Source organism: Asticcacaulis sp., from assembly GCF_035497195.1.
GTDB lineage: Bacteria > Pseudomonadota > Alphaproteobacteria > Caulobacterales > Caulobacteraceae > Asticcacaulis.
Genome location: NZ_DATJDZ010000022.1, coordinates 137,379 through 154,821 on the forward strand (window position 1 = coordinate 137,379; position 17,443 = coordinate 154,821).

The 17,443-nt window shown below is 56.2% G+C and carries 12 protein-coding genes and 2 pseudogenes; 8 read left to right on the plus strand and 6 right to left on the minus strand.

The features are described 5' to 3' along the window. Window positions 1-46: 46 nt before the first annotated feature. On the minus strand, window positions 47-3,466 hold the full coding sequence (locus VL130_RS14075) for a TonB-dependent receptor (protein WP_325363587.1): 3,420 nt from the start codon (window positions 3,464-3,466) through the stop codon (window positions 47-49). Between the two features lie 724 nt (window positions 3,467-4,190). Here VL130_RS14075 and VL130_RS14080 point away from each other — a divergent pair. The 6 genes and pseudogenes from VL130_RS14080 to VL130_RS19555 all read left to right on the plus strand — a co-directional run. Further along, a complete protein-coding gene (locus VL130_RS14080; RefSeq protein WP_325363589.1) occupies window positions 4,191-4,784 on the plus strand; it encodes a hypothetical protein in 594 nt (197 codons plus the stop codon). A gap of 538 nt (window positions 4,785-5,322) precedes the next feature. Next, complete coding sequence (locus tag VL130_RS14085; RefSeq protein WP_325363591.1) at window positions 5,323-5,961, plus strand: acyl-homoserine-lactone synthase; 639 nt, start codon at window positions 5,323-5,325, stop codon at window positions 5,959-5,961. Then, window positions 5,954-6,178, plus strand: a complete 225-nt coding sequence (locus VL130_RS14090) for a hypothetical protein (RefSeq protein ID WP_325363593.1) — start codon at window positions 5,954-5,956, stop codon at window positions 6,176-6,178. The genes VL130_RS14085 and VL130_RS14090 overlap by 8 nt, the downstream gene beginning before the upstream one ends. Window positions 6,179-6,298: 120 nt before the next feature. Next, entirely contained in the window at window positions 6,299-8,272 is a 1,974-nt protein-coding gene (locus VL130_RS14095; RefSeq protein WP_325363595.1) for a conjugal transfer protein TraG, read from the plus strand. A gap of 7 nt (window positions 8,273-8,279) precedes the next feature. After that, window positions 8,280-8,696: a CopG family transcriptional regulator gene (locus VL130_RS14100; protein ID WP_325363597.1), complete on the plus strand. Its 417-nt coding sequence runs from the start codon at window positions 8,280-8,282 to the stop codon at window positions 8,694-8,696. A 356-nt stretch (window positions 8,697-9,052) separates the two neighbouring features. Further along, window positions 9,053-9,241: pseudogene (locus VL130_RS19555) on the plus strand (DNA -binding domain-containing protein); the annotation flags it as partial. A gap of 99 nt (window positions 9,242-9,340) precedes the next feature. Here VL130_RS19555 and VL130_RS14105 read toward each other — a convergent pair. Continuing rightward, window positions 9,341-9,979 carry a hypothetical protein gene (locus VL130_RS14105; RefSeq protein ID WP_325363598.1) on the minus strand — a complete coding sequence of 213 codons (639 nt, stop codon included), beginning with the start codon at window positions 9,977-9,979 and terminating at the stop codon, window positions 9,341-9,343. 184 nt (window positions 9,980-10,163) lie between these two features. Then, on the minus strand, window positions 10,164-10,571 hold the full coding sequence (locus tag VL130_RS14110; RefSeq protein WP_325363600.1) for an RHS repeat domain-containing protein: 408 nt from the start codon (window positions 10,569-10,571) through the stop codon (window positions 10,164-10,166). A 148-nt stretch (window positions 10,572-10,719) separates the two neighbouring features. Here VL130_RS14110 and VL130_RS14115 point away from each other — a divergent pair, with 148 nt between their 5' ends. Together VL130_RS14115 and VL130_RS14120 are read left to right on the plus strand one after the other, a co-directional pair. Beyond that, window positions 10,720-15,135 (plus strand): RHS repeat-associated core domain-containing protein, encoded by a 4,416-nt coding sequence (locus VL130_RS14115; RefSeq protein ID WP_325363602.1) that lies wholly within the window; start codon window positions 10,720-10,722, stop codon window positions 15,133-15,135. A gap of 28 nt (window positions 15,136-15,163) precedes the next feature. Continuing rightward, entirely contained in the window at window positions 15,164-15,499 is a 336-nt protein-coding gene (locus VL130_RS14120; RefSeq protein WP_325363605.1) for an NTF2 fold immunity protein, read from the plus strand. Between the two features lie 222 nt (window positions 15,500-15,721). Here the strand turns inward: VL130_RS14120 and VL130_RS19560 are convergent. The 3 genes and pseudogenes from VL130_RS19560 to VL130_RS14140 form a co-directional block, all read right to left on the minus strand. After that, window positions 15,722-15,890 (minus strand): annotated as a pseudogene (locus VL130_RS19560) (MucR family transcriptional regulator); the annotation flags it as partial. A 1-nt stretch (window position 15,891) separates the two neighbouring features. Beyond that, the gene (locus VL130_RS14135; RefSeq protein ID WP_325363607.1) at window positions 15,892-16,014 is read right to left on the minus strand and encodes a hypothetical protein; all 123 of its coding nucleotides are present in this window, start codon (window positions 16,012-16,014) and stop codon (window positions 15,892-15,894) included. 138 nt (window positions 16,015-16,152) lie between these two features. Further along, complete coding sequence (locus VL130_RS14140) at window positions 16,153-17,163, minus strand: hypothetical protein (protein ID WP_325363609.1); 1,011 nt, start codon at window positions 17,161-17,163, stop codon at window positions 16,153-16,155. Window positions 17,164-17,443: the final 280 nt, after the last annotated feature.

Sequence of the window (17,443 nt, forward strand, 5' to 3'; positions counted from 1 at the left end):
GCCATCGGTTAATTGCCGGCGACGATCATCGCCGGCAAAGCTGTCCTTAGTATTTCAGACGGAAACCGACCTGTACGCGTCGGTCACTTTCGTAGTAACCGGCGGGCATGAAGACCGATTCCTGGTTCGGGTTCGCCTGCGTCGGCCCCTTAACTTGCTGAACATAGATCGTCTTCTGGCCAAGCAGGTTGGAGCCCTGAATATTGACTTCGAGATGGTCGTTGATTTTGTATCGTAAAGAGCCATCAAGGAAGCCTTCCGCATTGTTCCATACCGGCAGGCCGATACAGCAATCGTCAACGCTGATCAGGTATTTCGAGCGCCAGCTGTAAGCCAGTCGAGCGCCGAAGGAACCCTTTTCGTACATGGCAATGAAGTTGTACGAGTCGTCAGACAGGCCTTCGAGGCGGCCCGGATCGATCGTGCCATCTTCCGCCGAACCCGCGGTCGTGCCACCATCAGCCGTGTCGAGATTGAGGTGGCTGTTTTTCACGCCGCTATTAACAAGCTTGGTATAGTTGGCCTGCATCCCCAGACCATCAAACGGTGATGGCAGGAAATCAAAGAAGCGCTGGTAGGACAGTTCGAAGCCCTTGATGGCAGCCCCATCACCGTTCACCGGACCTTGAACACGGACATCACGGGTGACACCATTATTGGTGACGGGTACGGTAAATGTACCTTGCTGGATATAATCGTAGAACTTCTTGTAGAAAATATCAAAGGTAAATGACCCCACCGACGAGAAGTAGTTTTCCGCCGTCAGGTCGAACTGGTCGGCCGTGATCGGCTTGATACGCGGATTACCTGTCGATCCCGTATAGCTGTACTTATAGCTGTAAGGATTACCGTTGGCATCGAGAATGATATTCGGATTGCCTTGCCGGATGTCGGACTGGTTGATGCTCCCGCGGTTAATTTGCATATAGTTGCGATAATTGCCCATGTCCGGCCGTGACATTGCACGTGATGCAGCGAAGCGAACCTGCCACTTGTCGTCGAGCTTCACCTTGAGGTTCAGGCTTGGCAACCAGTTGATGTGGGTCGTTTCCACGTCTGACAACGAGGCGGCGGCGTTGCTGAAGGCCTGATCTTCTAGCGAGTTAAGCGCCAGGCAATTGGCTGTAATGGCATACTGCCCGGGTTGCAGTTGCTCGATCTGCTCCGGCGTCATCGGCTCACAAGTCAATTGAGCAGATGTGAATGCGGTCGGGAAGTTGATCCCGCCCGAGCTGCGAACGGTCGTTTCGACGTAGCGCACGCCGACATTGCCGGATACCGGGAAGCCGCCAATCGTTGCCTCATCACCGCCGAATTTGAGCATGACATAGGCAGCATTGGATTTTTCATCGACATCTAGAATTTCACCGGCAGTGAAACAGCTGTTCGCCAGTTCGTTCGGACGCTCGCAAATTGGATTCCAGGTTGACGAAGCGGTTCCGCCCTGGTCGGTTTCACCGCGAATCGAGAATATCTGCGCCAGAGCTTCCGGATTGCTCATGATATCATATTTGATGTGGGGGAAGACGAGCTGATTAATCAGGCTGGTTCCAAGCGTATCCGGGCTTAGCGAGCGGTCCTCCCAGTAGTTCGGCTCGTAGCCCTGGAAGCGGACGGAGCCATCCGTATTATAGGTGGGGCCGGAGTCCGCGAAGATTGAATCCGCCGCATTGACGGACCACATGCTGCCAATTGAAGCCCAATTATAGGCCGACCACTTGTGAGTCTGATGGCGATCGGTCGAGCGCACACCGAACTTGAGCTGGTCAAGCCAGGTCCCTTCGAAATCGTATTGTGCATCGATACGGACCGCGTCTTCCTTGCCCTCGGACTCCGTGCGGTGATCCATGATCCAGGCCGGCATATAATTGCTAATATTGGCAAAAGGATCATTGCCGACCAAGTTGATGCGCGACGGGTCGAGAAGGGTGTATTTCGGATATTCGCCGGTCAGATCGAGACCGATATCAGCCCAGCTCTGGAGGCCCTGGCTGACGTCATAATTGTTTGTCGTTGCATTGACATGCTGCACATCGAAATTCAGGCGCAGCTTGTCGGTTGCCTGCCAAATGAACTGCAGCGCGGTATCTTCAACAACCCGGGTTTCGGTGGAGTAGCGTGAGCCCGAGGTGAGCGAATTGCCGTAACGGCAGTACTGGTTGGCATGAGAGCCGCCCGAGACGATACACGGTTCAAAAAGAGGCTCGTCGACCCCGTGCTGATTATGACGGCCAAACTGGTCGGTCGAACCGGCCAGATACTGGGTAGGCTGCCAGCCGGACGCTTCGGTGCTGGAGCTCCAGTCCAGATCGCCATAACCCCAGCTTTGTCCGTTTGTGATAACACCCGTCTGGAAAAGGCCGTTGGAACCGAAGGTGAAAGGTGTGCCGCCACCCGCACAGTTGAAGCAGCTGTTATCCGCGTCGGGCGGGGCGAACATTTGCGGGTCGCTCCAGGTCGATGACATGGTCGTCGCCGCAGGATCAACCCAGGTGAACGATCCAGCGATCGAATCTTCCGTCCAGGTATTTTCGTATTCAGAACGATTGTATTGCAGGTTAACGGTCATAGTGTGATCATTATTCTGCCATTGCGCGGCCAATGACGCGCCATTGCGGGTCCGGTCGTAGATGTTTTCGTTGATGTTGAACCCTGACGGAATATAGACGTAGTCGGCGTTTCCGAAAGTTCCGGGCTCGAAAGGCATCATGCGCGGCAGGTTCGTGCCACGGGTCTTGGTGATGATATCGGAATAAGCATAGTTGGCCAGAATACCAAATTCGCCGATCGACGTGCTCCAGCGATCGGAATAAAGCCCGGAGACGGACGGTGTCGTCTTCTCCGAAATGTCGCCATAGCTTTCATCGAAGCTCAAGGCCAGAACTCGGCCCTTGCTGTCGAATGGCAGACGCGTACGCAGATTAATCGAGCCGGCAATGCCGCCTTCGATCAATTCCGCGGTCTGGTTTTTATAGGTATCGACGCCCGCCATCAGTTCCGGGGATACATCCGACCAGCTCAGGCCATAAGACGAATTGGCTGAAAACGTGTCACGGCCGTTAAATTCGGAACGAACCTGTTGCAAACCCCGGACAGTCACGCCCGACGGTTCGGCCGAGAAACGCATGACGTCGTTTTTGGCCGCAAATCGCTCAACCGTTACGCCCGCGACCCGTTGCAGCGCTTCCGCCACAGATTTATCCGGAAAGGCACCAATGTCAGTTGCGGTTATCGAGTCCACAACCGTGTCGGAGTCGCGCTTGATCTGCTGTGCAGTTTTCAGTGATTTTCTCACACCTACGACGACAATTTCCTGCGACCCGATATCATCGGCTGATGCAGAGGCATCGGTATTTCCGGTCGCGCCGGTATCTTGCGCGATGACAGGAAAAGCACATCCGATTGCCGCGATCGCCAAAAGCGACGCGCCGGCGCGAAACGCAGTTCTACTCTGTTTGAATCTCATATTTCATCTCCCCTTAAACTGCCGTTGACGGTTGGAGCCCATCAGCCGGAAAGCCCGCATGTGGTATTATATTGCAGGATTTTAATTATCGTACATAGGCAGGCTACCGGATGAACGGTGCGGGTGAAATACCTAATGATTAAATTAATTAAAAACGTTTAAAGTATGTTGCACCAATGTAACACTTTTTGAAGGACTGATTTTATTCAATAATATCCAAATATCGATAAGGCGGTCGCCATGAGATCGCCCTTTTCTCGGATACTTTGGTGGGGACACTTCGTTGCAGAGCCCCATTGGGACCGCTAACATGGAACGTGAGGTAACGACGGTATATTACGCTCCGGCTGATGTCATTCACGCAAATCGTTGACCGCTACCAAACACCTCAAATATGTCGGCGCTCTTCAGTTCGAAAACGGGAGGGCTTCGGCGATGGGAGGGAAATGTCGGCGACAGAACTGGCGAAAAATTCAATAATTTCGCGCTTGGTATAGCGCGCACAATTTCCAAAATATAGGTGTTAAGGCTGTTATACCTCACGGCCTGCGACAGTGCTTCACCTCCGCGCCCCAATGCGGAAGTGAAACCTGCGCCGTAAGATAGTGGGATCGATACTCCAAAGCAGACGTGGCGTTCGAGAGTTTGCGTAATTTATGATTGAGGAAACGACTAATTCTTGCTCAAATCTTGCCCGCTGCAACGGGCCATGCAAGCATCCGACATGTTTGAAAAAATTGAAAAAGCCCGGGCCGATATGACACCTGGAACTCTCTATGCAGTCGCAGGCGAGTCCGGTTGGATCTATTATGGCCAAGTGTCATCCGATAAGTCAGTGGGGTTCTTTCGGATTAGGGATTCTGAAATTTTATCGGGCGAAGGCGTTTTAGCCTCACCCATAATGTCGGTTGTATCGGTTTCTTACCCTTCTATCGGTCGCGCGCTACGTTCTGGATTTTGGAAAAGACTGGGTCGCTTTTCACTTGCGAGCACCCTAAAATTTCCTCATCCGGCAGTGCAATGGCCGGTAGGGACTCTTACCGTTACGGTGCACCAGCACGGCCTGCCGCCGTACGACACGCGGGTCGAAGATCCTAAAATTCAAGCTTTTGAACAAATGGCGGTGTGGGATGCGGAATATCACATTCCAAAACGCTTAACCGCCGATTTTGGAGCAGAACCCAGCGAATGGCACGTCTCCGGCCCTATCTGGAGAGCGCGTAGGGTGAAGGAAGAGTACGCGGCGAGGTTCCCTGACATGCCATGGCATCGACTACCTTCTGATTGGGTTCTTGTGGGATTTCGCCAGGACGAATAGTATTGTTACTGTTGGCTTGCGCTCAACCCGGGATCGACGCTGCATATCCACGTAGCGCCCCGCTCCGGACATCTCATTGATGATTGCATTGCAAGCCCGAAACCGGACATCGAGAATAAAATGCCCCCCACTGCGCACTGCTGGATTAGCCCGTGAACTCATCAAATTCAGCAACGGCGCCGAAGTATAGTCAATGTGTCTGGAAAAGAGAGGCATCCTCGGAATCGGCCCAGCGGCCTTCAGGTAAGGCTCCACGCATATCGAAAATAGCTGACAATGAGCCGCCAATGAACAACCCAACTGCTGCAACAGTTGAACTCCACTTGATTGATACGAGCGTATTGGCAGGCAGTTTGGTTAGCCGTCGTTCCAAACAGTTGTGCGGACCATTAAGGCACCAGTGCGCGCATCTTCATGAAAGCGTTGACGGTCACTTTGACTTGAGAAGGGAAACGTGACAGGCCCTGTAACCCGAACGGGTGATTTCGACTCGCATCAACTTGTGATCAGACTTCCGTATCTTTACACGGAGGGTTCAATGCTTTCGGTAATATCGTACAAAACCATCTCGTCCTCGCCGGACTTGTTCTTCAGCCTTCATCGCCTGCGCTATCAGGAGTTCGTTGACCGACAGCACTACGCAGTCAAGACCATCGACGGCATGGAATACGATGAGTTCGACAATGCGTTTGCGGCAACCCATCTGGTTTACAGCGAGGATGGAAAGCACGTCTTAGGGTGCAGCCGCCTGTTCCCCGTCGAAGGGCGCTGCATGCTCAGCGAGCACTTTTTCACCCTGGTCGACGACCCGCTCATCTACACCCTGCCCCGCACCTGGGAAGGCACCCGCTTTTGCATAGATAGCGCATTGCCCCCCGACAAGCGCTTGCAGATCCTTCGACACATCGCTGTCGGCTATCTGGAATACGCCCTGTCCGAGGGGATTGATCGTATTATTGGTCTGATGCCGACCCTGATCTTGCGATCGGTATTCGAACGAAACGGCATAACCCTGCGTCGTTTAGGCGTACCCCATCAGATCGGCGAGCACTCGAAAATCCAGGCGGCCTGTATCGATGTCTCCATTGAACAGTATGCGCGCGCTTGCGAGAAAACCGGCATTTACAGTCCATTGGGTATGCTTCGGCCACCACGAGAAGGTCGAAACCTTGCCTGAAGATAACGAAAAGCCACCCGATCTGTCGGACGCTGAGACCGTCATCAGGGCGCTTGAGGCCTTGGCGACCGAATGTGACCACCGGAAACTGACCGGATTCGCCAAGCGCATCCGGTTGTGCATCACGAAATGTCAGTCTGACTACATCACCCTTCAGCGACACGCGTTCGCCACCCGCGCCAGAAAGCCCCGTGGTCCGCCCCGAACGACCCATTGAGGCGCTGAGCACCTTTCTATTACTGCGAATGCCTTTCTAATCCTACGCTGCGACGGGTCGTGGCCTTGTCTTCCCTGACATGGTCAGCATTCTGGCCGTCTGTTTTTGACGGAGCGCGCAATGGCAGCGACCAAAATAATGTGGGGGCAGATTGTCGCCGTGGTGACCACGGCCTTGCTCGCCGTATGGGCGGCGACCGAATGGACCGCCTGGCGCCTGGCCTTCCAGCCTGAACTCGGTGCGCCCTGGTTCCAGTTAAGCGCCCTCCCCATCTATCGGCCGTTCGAGTTCTTCTTCTGGTGGTATCAGTTCGACGCCTACGCCCCCGCGATCTTCATGGAGGGCGCCTGCATCGCCGCCGCGGGCGGCATATTGGCGATAGCGGTCGCTCTGGCATTGTCTGTATGGCGCGCACGGGAGACCAAGACAGCCGACACGTTTGGCTCGGCACACTGGGCGGACGCAGACGCAATTCGCCGCAGCGGCCTGCTGGGTCCGGACGGCGTTGTCCTGGGCAGGTTTCACGCGAACTATCTCAGGCACAACGGACCTGAACATATTCTCTGCTTTGCGCCCACCCGAGCCGGTAAGGGCGTTGGCCTCGTCATCCCAACCCTTCTGACCTGGCCCGGCAGTACGATCGTTCATGACATCAAGGGCGAGAACTGGCATCTGACCTCGGGCTATCGCGCCAGGTACGGCAAGGTCTTACGTTTCGATCCGACCGACACCGGCTCTGCCGCCTACAACCCCCTCCTGGAAATACGCAAAGGGGAATGGGAAGTTCGCGATGTGCAAAACGTCGCAGATGTCCTCGTTGACCCGGAGGGATCCCTGGAGCGCCGGAACCACTGGGAAAAAACCAGTCACAGCCTGCTGGTCGGCGCTATTCTGCATGTCCTGTACGCGGAGACCGACAAGACCCTCGCTGGCGTTGCCAGTTTCCTGTCCGATCCGAAACGCTCCTTGTCGGCCACCATGGCAGCCATGATGACAACCGCGCATCTGGGCGAGGCGGGCCCTCACCCCGTCATCGCGTCGGCCGCGCGCGAGTTGTTGAACAAGTCGGACAATGAACGGTCCGGCGTCCTATCGACCGCAATGTCTTTCCTTGGACTGTATCGCGACCCGGTCGTCGCTGCGGTCACAAGCCGTTGCGATTGGCGTATCGCCAATCTGGTCGATGACCTGAGCCCCGTGTCGCTATATCTCGTCATTCCGCCTTCTGATATCAGCCGCACCAAACCGCTCATCCGGTTGATACTTAACCAGATCGGCCGGCGATTGACCGAAGATCTGGTTGCGCGCAAGCGCCATCGGCTGCTGCTGATGCTGGATGAGTTCCCTGCCCTGGGGCGGCTCGATTTCTTCGAAAGCGCCCTGGCCTTCATGGCCGGCTACGGCATCAAGTCCTTTTTGATCGCCCAAAGCCTCAATCAGATTGAAAAGGCCTACGGCAGCAATAACTCGATCCTCGACAACTGCCATGTCCGCGTCAGCTTCGCGACGAACGACGAACGCACGGCGAAACGCGTCTCTGACGCACTGGGAACGGCCACCGAATTAAGGGCGATGAAAAATTATGCGGGCCATCGCCTGAGCCCGTGGCTGGGTCATCTGATGGTATCCAGATCCGAGACCCCAAGGCCCCTGCTCACGCCAGGAGAGGTTATGCAGCTTCCACCCGCCGACGAGGTCATTATGGCGGCGGGCCTGGCGCCGATCCGCGCAAGAAAGGCGCGCTATTTCGAGGATGCCAACTTCAAGGAGCGCATTTTGCCGCCCCTGGACATGCCTACCTTGCCAACTGTGGCAACGGACGATTGGAGTGAATTGGCGCCGATTCAGCCAACAGACGTCGCCGTGCCACAGGGCAAAAAGACAGACATAGCGCTGTCGCCGGTGGAGCTTCGCAAAACACCGGAACTGGTGCCAGAGAAAAAAACCAAGTCGCCGGAGACCTTGCCATTCGATTTCGGGCCGACCGGCTCTGAACTCGAAGAAAGGGTGAAACGTCTCCAGGGATTACAAAAATCGCAACTGTCTGTCGCCCGTCAGGCAAGCCTTGACCCGGGCGATGGCGTGGACCTGTGAGGGCCTGATGAAAAAGATCCGTGTCACCGTTTATCTTGAGCCAGGCGTATATGCCAATCTGCGCGCTTATGCCGCCAGCCGCCGCCAGCCACTCTCCGTCATGGCCGAGGCGGCCGTCGCCGCCTTCGTCGATCCCGAACAACGGGAAGCCGTCATGGTTCGCAAACTGGGCGCCATCGAACGGCAACTCGACCGCATGAAGCGGGATGCCAATATCTCGATTGAGGCTTTCATGGTTTATGTCTGGTTATGGCTCGGCGCCAACCCGCCCTTGCCGGAGCAAGCTGCTGTTGCCGCCCGCGCCTCCGCAACGGAGCGATATGACCAATTCATGGAAACCCTGGGACAGAGATTGGCCGCAGGAGATCTGGCCTTAGAGCAGGCGCTTTCGGAAGCCATTCTGACCCGTCAATCTATCTCATAAGATCGGCGATCGAAATCATGTCAGACGGCTTGTTCAGACGATAGCCACCCGATCATCCGCGCTTGGATTCGAGAAATCCTTCCTGCCGCAGTTCGAGTACAATGCCATAAACGAAGTGCAAGGGCGTCTTAATTCGCTCTGTAAGCTCTGTCGCCTGCGCAGCGCGGATGGCATATTTTGCCCGCTGAGAAAGCATGTCTACTCCGCTATTTCGCGTCTTTGTCCGGGCATCGAGCAGGCTGTCATCGCACCGATCATGTCGCAACAGACCCGTCGGTCGCAATGAGCGGCAGGTTTGCTGAACCACCTCGACGCCGCGATCCTGCCCCTATGCCGCCTGTGCGGTATCGCGCGTCTTGGCCGCCCCCCACGCCCTTTATCCCCCCGACCCGATCGTTGCGCAACGCGTCCGATCGCTGCAAGCCTGGGACGGCGCCCGCGCCGGCGCCAGCCAGCGCGAAATTACCGTGGCGGTTTTCGGCGCCCGGATAGTGACGGCAGAAAGCTTCGATTCGATGCGCAGGCGCGTCAATCGTCTGCTCCGCAACGCCGACCAGCCAGATCGCCGAGGCCTCGCACCGGTTCTTTCCGAAAGGCGGCCCCTCCGGCGTCGATCGCTAAGGCGACGCGATCTGCGCGAAGGTTTACTGTGCCAAAAACACAGGAAAGACGACGGCGATATTCTGCTGGTCGCTTACCATCGGATACGGACCGCACGCGGACAGGGCCGCAAGGGCCTTGGCTTCCGATTGCAGGCTTTGGTCGGTGATCGGCACATCGGGATTGCGTTCGATGACTGGCGGGACGGCAAGGCCACCGTCTGCCGCAAAGCTGATCGTCAGAGTGGCGCTGAGGGTGTCTTTGTCAGCGATCCGGTTCCAGCACGGCGCGATGGCGTTCCACAGTTCGGTGTTGGCCTGGCCATTTTGACCGTGGGCGCCGGCGGCGGCCTCCATCGAGCTATCCGAAGGCGCCCGGCTATCCGACAGTACTGTCTCCGTTTCGGACGCGGATTGGTTCTCCGTTGCCGGCTTGACCTCATCGGTCCTTTCAGACGTGTCAGCCGCCTCGGTCGGGGTTTCGTCAACCGCCGCATCACTGGCCGCAGTTTCCGCCTGAGTAGCAGATGAAGTCGCTTCCGAAGCCTTAGGCGTAACCAACTCCGAGGCATCGACCAGCGTGACGGCTGTGCCCGCGCCATCGATGCTTCCAGCGCCTGTCGAGCCTATGCTGGCCAGCCCTTTCGCCGACGGCATCAGCAGCAGCAAAAGACCGAGGTGCAATAGCAGTGATCCGGCAATGGCAACGGCTTTGCGTTGATTGGGCCTCAGCCTATCAAGCCACACGGTCGCGCGTGAGCGCCCGACCCCCAGCCCAATGCCTCGGACAAACCTTCGTACCGAGGCGTAGAGTGCGTTCATGTTTATGCGGCTTGGGACTGGCGAACGGACCTTCCGGACGATTGGGCTAATTGCCCGATGCGGATTCATCAGTGGTGACGGCAGGCTCACCCCCAACGTCAGCCTCGGGGGCCGCAGCCGTTTCGCTCAGCGTCTCCATCTGAGCGTCTTGCGCATCCGCCGACATGACCGCCGTAGTTTGCGAAGTGGTCACCGTCGCAATGGCGACCGCGCAAGTGCCAGTGGCTTGCCGTTTTACTTGCGTACGGTTGCCCGCGAAATCGTAGGCGTAACAAACCTGTTTGGCGTCAGGATAGGTGACTTTAACCACCCGCCCTAATGTGTCGTATTGATAGACAGTGTTCCCGGCCAAAGCAGAAGAATTGACACATAATCCAACGACAACAACGCTGCACATAACAACTTTGGACCAATTTATCCGCCTGCGAAATCCCACTTTACCGACCTTGGACATTATACTCCCCACTTCATTTGTGCGAATGACACAGCCATTACGATCAAATTTCAAGGCATTTCTAAAAAATAAATAATTGGTCCTCTTGTCACACACCCCAAAATTGAGTCATCTTCCGATTGTAGATGTTTCTCGGGGGGGGGGTATTATGGCTATTTCGTTCGCTTGTAGAACCGTAAAATACAGTTCCGATACAAAACGCCAAACCCAAGCTCAGTTATTTCTACAAGACCACTTTCGCGATCTAGCGATTGTCCCGCCGTTTTTATTATTCTTAGCGTTAGCGACCCCAGACGCTCAAGCGCAAGCCTTTCCACCAGGCACCTCGCCGACATCCGGCGGGACACCGCCGTCTTCATTGACGGGTCCCACGACGCCGCCAGCAGTCACGACACGCGATCTGTATGGGATCGATCTGGCTTCAGGGGATATTGAATATAACCAACCGCTCGTTTCGATAGGCACAACGCATGGCCACCAACTAACGGCAAGCTACCGCAATTTCCCGGGAACCGATGAGAATTCCGGGGCTATTGACCATAGTGGCGATCTCTTTTGGGGCGTAGTGTCCTGGAAGGTGTCGGTGAATGGCGAGACCGAGATTTTTACAGATGCGGGAGGACTATTCACCTCCACCCAAGGCACCGGCTCGACGTTCGTATACGACGCGGCCGCCAATGGCTACAAATACACCAAGCGGGATGGGACCGTCGCCATATACTCGAGGTCGATGGCGGGAAAACTTGGCGTTCCATCCAACGAAGGCGTTCTGACTTCTGTTACCTACCCCACCGGTGAAAAGATCAGCTACATCTATCGGACGCTTACGCCGCCGAGTGGAATACAATATGTTCGACTGAAATCCGTCGTTTCTAACCGAGGTCTGATGCTCAAATATTCGGGCCAGCCGGATACAGCGGGGGGCTTGAGCATAACTGCCGTAAATACCGCGATGGAATATTGCGACCCGAACGCCGAAGCCTGCACCGGGATGGCGCTGTCATGGCCCAAAGCCACAATGGGAGTGTCCACGAGTACATCGTCCACAGCGGGCGGCGTTAATTATTATTCGCTCACGAGACCTGTTACCAACCCGCTTGGGAAATTAAGTAAGCGCGTCTACGATCAGGAACTGACTATTTATAATCCATATGGCGCGAGTCAGACGAAGACAAAAAATATAGTCAGATTGATTGACGAAATAGGAAATTCCAAGGTCGTCACATACAATGACCTCTGGACGAACGAAGTTGCGCCGGCGTTCTCCGAGGGGAAAGTTCAAAATGTCGTTGTAGGGGACACGCTGTCCCGGATTTACGGCTTTAACGGCAGTGGATTGACCCATGCGTGGTTATCCAGTGCGGGTTACGGTTCTCCCGGAACGAATGGTGCTGCCGCTGGGTATACCATGCAACTGGCCAGCCACTACGTAAATCAGGTTTCGCCCGCTGTCGTAACAATTAATGGAAATGCGACAAATTACCTCCGCGACAGCTTCAACCGCATCACACAGGTCACGCATCCCGAAGGCAACATCGAAGTTTACACTTATGATGCGCGCGGCAACGTAACCCAGCTCACTTACAAGGCCAAGCCTGGTAGCGGGTTGAGCGATGTTATATACAGGGCGACCTATCCGGCGTCATGCAGCAACCCCAAGGTGTGCAATCAGCCAACAGCGACGTTCGATGCCAAAAACAATGAAACCGACTACACCTACGACCCTGATAATGGTCAGGTTCTGACGGTTACCATGCCGCCCGACAATAGCGGCGTTCGCCCGCAAATTCGCTATCATTATACTGCGAAATACGCCCGTATAAAAAACAGCAGCGGCCTCCCGGTGGATGCGGATTCCCCGATTTACGTATTGGACAAAATATCTCAGTGCCGGACTCTGGCCAGTTGCACCGGCGGGACAGACGAGATCGTCACGACGTTCGAGCTATCTGGCAACCTGTACCCGACTGCCGTAACGATAACGTCAGCCGGCGTCAGCACGACCACAAGAAAGACATACACCCCCTTGGGAGATGTCGCGTCCGTGGACGGCCCTTTAGCCGGCACCGGGGATACGACTTACACGACTTATGATCTGCTTCGCCGGCCTGTATATGAAATCGGGATCGATCCGGACGACGCCGGCGCCCTTCAGCGCAAGATCGTATATCATGTCTATAACGATGCGGGCCAGGAAATCAGAACGGAAACGGGTACCGGTCAGGCCGTTGATGGCTCAGATTTCAGCCGCACCTCCTATGTAGAGGTGACCTACGGTAATTCCGGTCTGAAAATAAAAGAAGCGATCTACAATAATGGAGTTTCCACGCCGGTGTCCGTGACACAGTTCGGCTACGACACGTCAGGTCGACAGGTCTGTTCAGTCGTCCGCATGAATCCGGCGACATTCACCGCCTTACCGGCCAATCCCTGCGCGCCCTCGCCGACAATCGGCACATTTGGTCCTGATCGCGTCACCCAAAACGAGTACAATTCGGCGTCGCAACTGACGGCAATATTTCAGGCCGTCGGGACTTCCGATCTTAGACGATACGCCGGTTACACCTTTACCAACAATGGTTTGAAGTCGTCTGAAATCGACGCCAACGGCAATAGGACGACCGTCGTCTATGACGATCTTGATCGACTTTCGACCATCCAATATCCCGTAACTACCCGCGGGGCCGGGACGTCCAGCACAGCCGATTACGAGGCGTTCACCTACGACCTCAATGGCAATCGGCAGACCTGGCGTCGGCGCAATGGCCAGACCATTACCTACACCTATGACAAGCTGAACCGCGAAGTGATCGCGGATGTGCCCGCGCACCCCGGCGGTGCCTATAATGCCTCGGAAAAGGACATCTACACCACCTACGATATCCTGGGACACGTCAAGAAGAAGGCATTCGGTTCTTACACGGGAGCCGGCGTCTCTTACACCTATAATCCGCTGGGGTGGGTGGCCACGACAACAGATATGAATAACCGCACGATTTCCTATCTGTATAATGCCGCAGGCACCCGTGTTCAGATGACGGACGCAAGCGGTTATGTTGTCAATTACGACCTCGACAATTTGAACCGGGTAAAAAAAGCTTTTTTGAATGGGTTGGCGAGCGTTCTGTATGGATATGGTTACAACAACCTCGGGCAACGCACCTTGCTCATGCGGGGAGCCTCTGGAGCCGGCGGCACGACCACCTACGCCTATGACAACCTCGGACGACTGCAAGGCATCGCCAACGTCCAGGCAACAGCCGGCTACGATATCACCTGGGGCAAGGTCGGCACTGTGGGGGCCATCGCCTACAATCCGGCCAACCAGATCACGACCTGGGCCTCGAATAGCACGGCCTTTGATTATGTCGAAACAGCGACGACTGCTGAGAACCGCACCTTTGATGGCCTCAATCGTGACGCAGCCATAGCCGCCGTCAGCGGCGGTTATGACGCCAACGGCAACCTCACCAAGGATGCGCCTCGCGCCTTCGTCTATGACATCTATAATCGTCTGCTGACGGTATCTGGCGGCGCCAGCAACATCTCACTCGTCTATGACCCCGAAGGCAGGCTTGCGAAAACCACGACCGCAACCAGCTCCAAGGATTATCTCTACGACGGCACCGACCTGATCGCCGAATATGCGACAGGCGCCACTACACCGGCGTCACGTTACATCTTCGGTTCGGGCACAGATGATCCGGTCGTCTGGCTTAAGGGGGCGGATGACAGCGATCGCCGCTATTATTACACTAATTACCAAGGTAGCATCATCGGCTATGTCGGCGCCACCGGCGCCTTCGTCACCGGCGGACTGACCAAATATGGCGCCTATGGCGAACCGCGCAACAGCGCCAATGCGGAAACCTGGTCCGGCACACGTTTCGGCTATACCGGACAGATGGTCCTGCCCGAGGCTTACCTCTATTATTACAAGGCACGCGTTTACGATCCGAAGTTCGGGCGCTTCCTCCAAACCGATCCCGTTGGATCAGAAGCCGACCTAAATCTTTACGCGTATGTTGGCGGAGATCCGATAAATCGCAGCGATCCGACCGGTCTTTGTCCTAACTCGTGTAGCTATTCGACCCAGGACAAAGCCGGGGTAGCAGCTTCCAATGACGATCGGGCAAGAACAGATGATTCACGCAATCGCGATTCAGATGGAAATAAAGTAGAATACGGCGGAGAGGTGTTTCGAAGAGGAGATGGGACATTCGGGTATACCCAGCGCCGAGGTGATCGATCCAGCGTGCCGACACGTTCTCCGCCCTGGTTTACGACGGGCGCTGGTGATCACCACTCGCATCCCGAAAATGGTAGGTATAACGGCGAGCACTTTTCACACAGTGACATGGAGGGAAATCGCAACGATAACGGCGGAGACGGAGAAAAAGGCTACCTCTCCACTCCATCTGGTTCGGTTAAAGCGTATGACCCGAACGGCAGCTCAAATAACCAAGACACCGATGGCACGCCCAAGGTGACAATACTTCAACCACCTTCGACACCTCCACCAGCGGAGCCTAAGCCAGTGAAAATCGAAAGACCAAAGGCTTAAATTAATTGAAAACTCAAAGAGGAAAAAGATGCCAAGGAGAAAAATAAGTACTTACATTTTAATGATGTTTCTGATTCCGCTCTCACTTACATTTGCCCCACACCACAGCCTGGCGCATACCTACAAGCCACCCGGAGGCTACGTTCAATCAGCCGATGTAGCGATTGCGATTGCCGAAGTGATACTTGAGTCTATTTACGGCGAAAAGCAGATCAAGTCCGAAAAGCCGCTGACAGCAACGTTGACCAAAGAAGGTATATGGGTGGTCAAGGGAACTCTAAAGAAAAATCACAAGGGCGGTGTAGCTGAAATCTGGATATCAAAAGAGGATGGTACGATTGTGAACGTAACGCATGGTCTGTAATTCTTAAGAAGACGGCACAATCGTACGCGACATCCGTTCCATCAGTGTCGGCAGCAGAGGCATGGCGGAAAGTCCGCTGTTTCTTTCCGGACGCCCCTTTCAATCCGGCTTCGGCGTGGTGGTTCTTTTCGCCTTCGGGGCCACCTTTGCGCCGGGCTTGCGGCCCAGACCGATCTTCTCCGCCATCGCGCGCCGCGTCGCCGAATAGGCCGGCGCGACCATCGGATAGTCCGCTTTCAGATTGTAGCGTCTCCGGCGCCAGGCCATTGGTGGACAGGTGGCGGCGCAGAGTCTTGTAAGGCCTGCCGTCGATCAGGCTGATGAGGTGATCAGGTGACGCCAGCGACCGGCGCACCGATACCACCGGCGTAAAGGCCCCGTCTGTTGCCACACTAGCAGCGGCGGGCGTGGGGCACCTCTTCAACGGTGGCGCGGGTATTCGGGTTGTTCAGCCAGGCAATCGTCAGGTCCGTCGCCAGTCCGATCGCGTTCGGGCTTTCCTCAGTCGTCGTCATGCCACCTCTCCAGGTCAGGATAGCGACCGCTCTACTGAATATCGACCTGCCTTCAAGCTGTAATTGTCGTCCGGCCATGAACCCCTGGCGGCCCGTTATCTCGACATGATCCTTATTACCGGACCCCCTCTTGTCAGTTCAGGACAAGATAACTTTCGGCGCCTTGCCGGACGACAGGGTAAAGCGACGCACGCGGACCGAAAGCGAGTCCAGGCACCGGTCGAGGTCTGGGGGCAGCGCGCCTTCCGGGATGACCAGCGTCCGCGTGACGTCCGCGGCCGCCCCGACCGAATGGCTGACAAGCTGGCCGATCGCCGTATAGATCGACTGGCGATCGGTGCCGGTCTTGACCTCATAGATTTCGGTCATCGTCTGCCCGTTGCGGACATAGAGATCGATCAGCCGGCTATTGAGCACGCGTTCGCCGTCGCGGCAGCGCGCGGACCGCTCCTCGAACAGGCGCTCGACCACCTCGCCGTGATAGGAAATGTAGTCGATCTCGGCGCGCCGGCGGCCCTTGCGGCGGCCGGCGCTTTCGCTGTTGAAATTGTCCCATTCGGCGATCGCCTTGCGCACTTCGGGATCGTCGAGGTCGCCGCGCTTCACGGCATCCTTGAAGCCTTTGACGAGCTGGACGAACCGCCACAGCCGGCCGGTCAGATCGTCGGAATCGACGGCGCCGATGATCACACCGGACCTGACCTCGCCGCCTTCGCCGTACACCTCTTCCGGGTCGGCTTTCGACCATAACAGAAAGGCGCTGCGGCCGACCCCCGGCTTGCCACCGCCGACACTGCCGTCGTGCATGAGGAAGACCTGGCCGGTCGCTGCATCCCTGGCGAAGAAGCCGGCGACGCGCGCCGAGTTGGAGGTCGTCGGGATATTGATCTCGACCGTGATCATCTGGGCATGGCGTTTCGGATCGAAGACGCCAAATGCGTTCCAGCGGCGGGGCACCGCGGCGCCGTCCACCGCGGCGAAAGCGGCCCACAGGTCGCCGTCGCCATTGGAATAGATGATCTCATCGGCATTGCCGCTGGGAAAGCCGATATTGCGCAAACCCTGATCGGCCAGACCGGCACGGACGGTTTGCTCGAGCGCGGCTTGCGCGGCGCGCTTCTCTTCCAGATCCGTCACGAGCAGCAGCATCAGCGGTTCCCCTCCCCCATTCGTTTGAAAGCGCACTGAGCGCTCCGCCACTCTGCGGGATTTCCGTTAATTCTCACTGAATTGGGCCATAACCGGGTGAACAAAATGCGATGTGTGAGGACACGCCGGAATTCGCGCCGGACGCGAAAAACCATCCGGCGACCACGACCACGCGATACCAGATATCTGAATGGGGTGTCTGTCAGGCCATCGGCGGTGAAGCGCGCGGCATGTCGGCGGTTTCGATCGGGCGTGACCGAGGGGAAGACCTGAGCTTGAG

Excerpts from the sequence above, each read along its gene's own strand:
- VL130_RS14140 (WP_325363609.1), bottom strand. The coding sequence starts at position 17,163 with ATGCTGCTGCTCGTGACGGATCTGGAAGAGAAGCGCGCCGCGCAAGCC.
- VL130_RS14115 (WP_325363602.1), top strand. The coding sequence starts at position 10,720 with ATGGCTATTTCGTTCGCTTGTAGAACCGTAAAATACAGTTCCGATACA.
- VL130_RS14080 (WP_325363589.1), top strand. The coding sequence starts at position 4,191 with ATGTTTGAAAAAATTGAAAAAGCCCGGGCCGATATGACACCTGGAACT.
- VL130_RS14095 (WP_325363595.1), top strand. The coding sequence starts at position 6,299 with ATGGCAGCGACCAAAATAATGTGGGGGCAGATTGTCGCCGTGGTGACC.
- VL130_RS14075 (WP_325363587.1), bottom strand. The coding sequence starts at position 3,466 with ATGAGATTCAAACAGAGTAGAACTGCGTTTCGCGCCGGCGCGTCGCTT.
- VL130_RS14100 (WP_325363597.1), top strand. The coding sequence starts at position 8,280 with ATGAAAAAGATCCGTGTCACCGTTTATCTTGAGCCAGGCGTATATGCC.
- VL130_RS14120 (WP_325363605.1), top strand. The coding sequence starts at position 15,164 with ATGCCAAGGAGAAAAATAAGTACTTACATTTTAATGATGTTTCTGATT.
- VL130_RS14135 (WP_325363607.1), bottom strand. The coding sequence starts at position 16,014 with ATGACGACGACTGAGGAAAGCCCGAACGCGATCGGACTGGCGACGGAC.
- VL130_RS14085 (WP_325363591.1), top strand. The coding sequence starts at position 5,323 with ATGCTTTCGGTAATATCGTACAAAACCATCTCGTCCTCGCCGGACTTG.
- VL130_RS14110 (WP_325363600.1), bottom strand. The coding sequence starts at position 10,571 with ATGTCCAAGGTCGGTAAAGTGGGATTTCGCAGGCGGATAAATTGGTCC.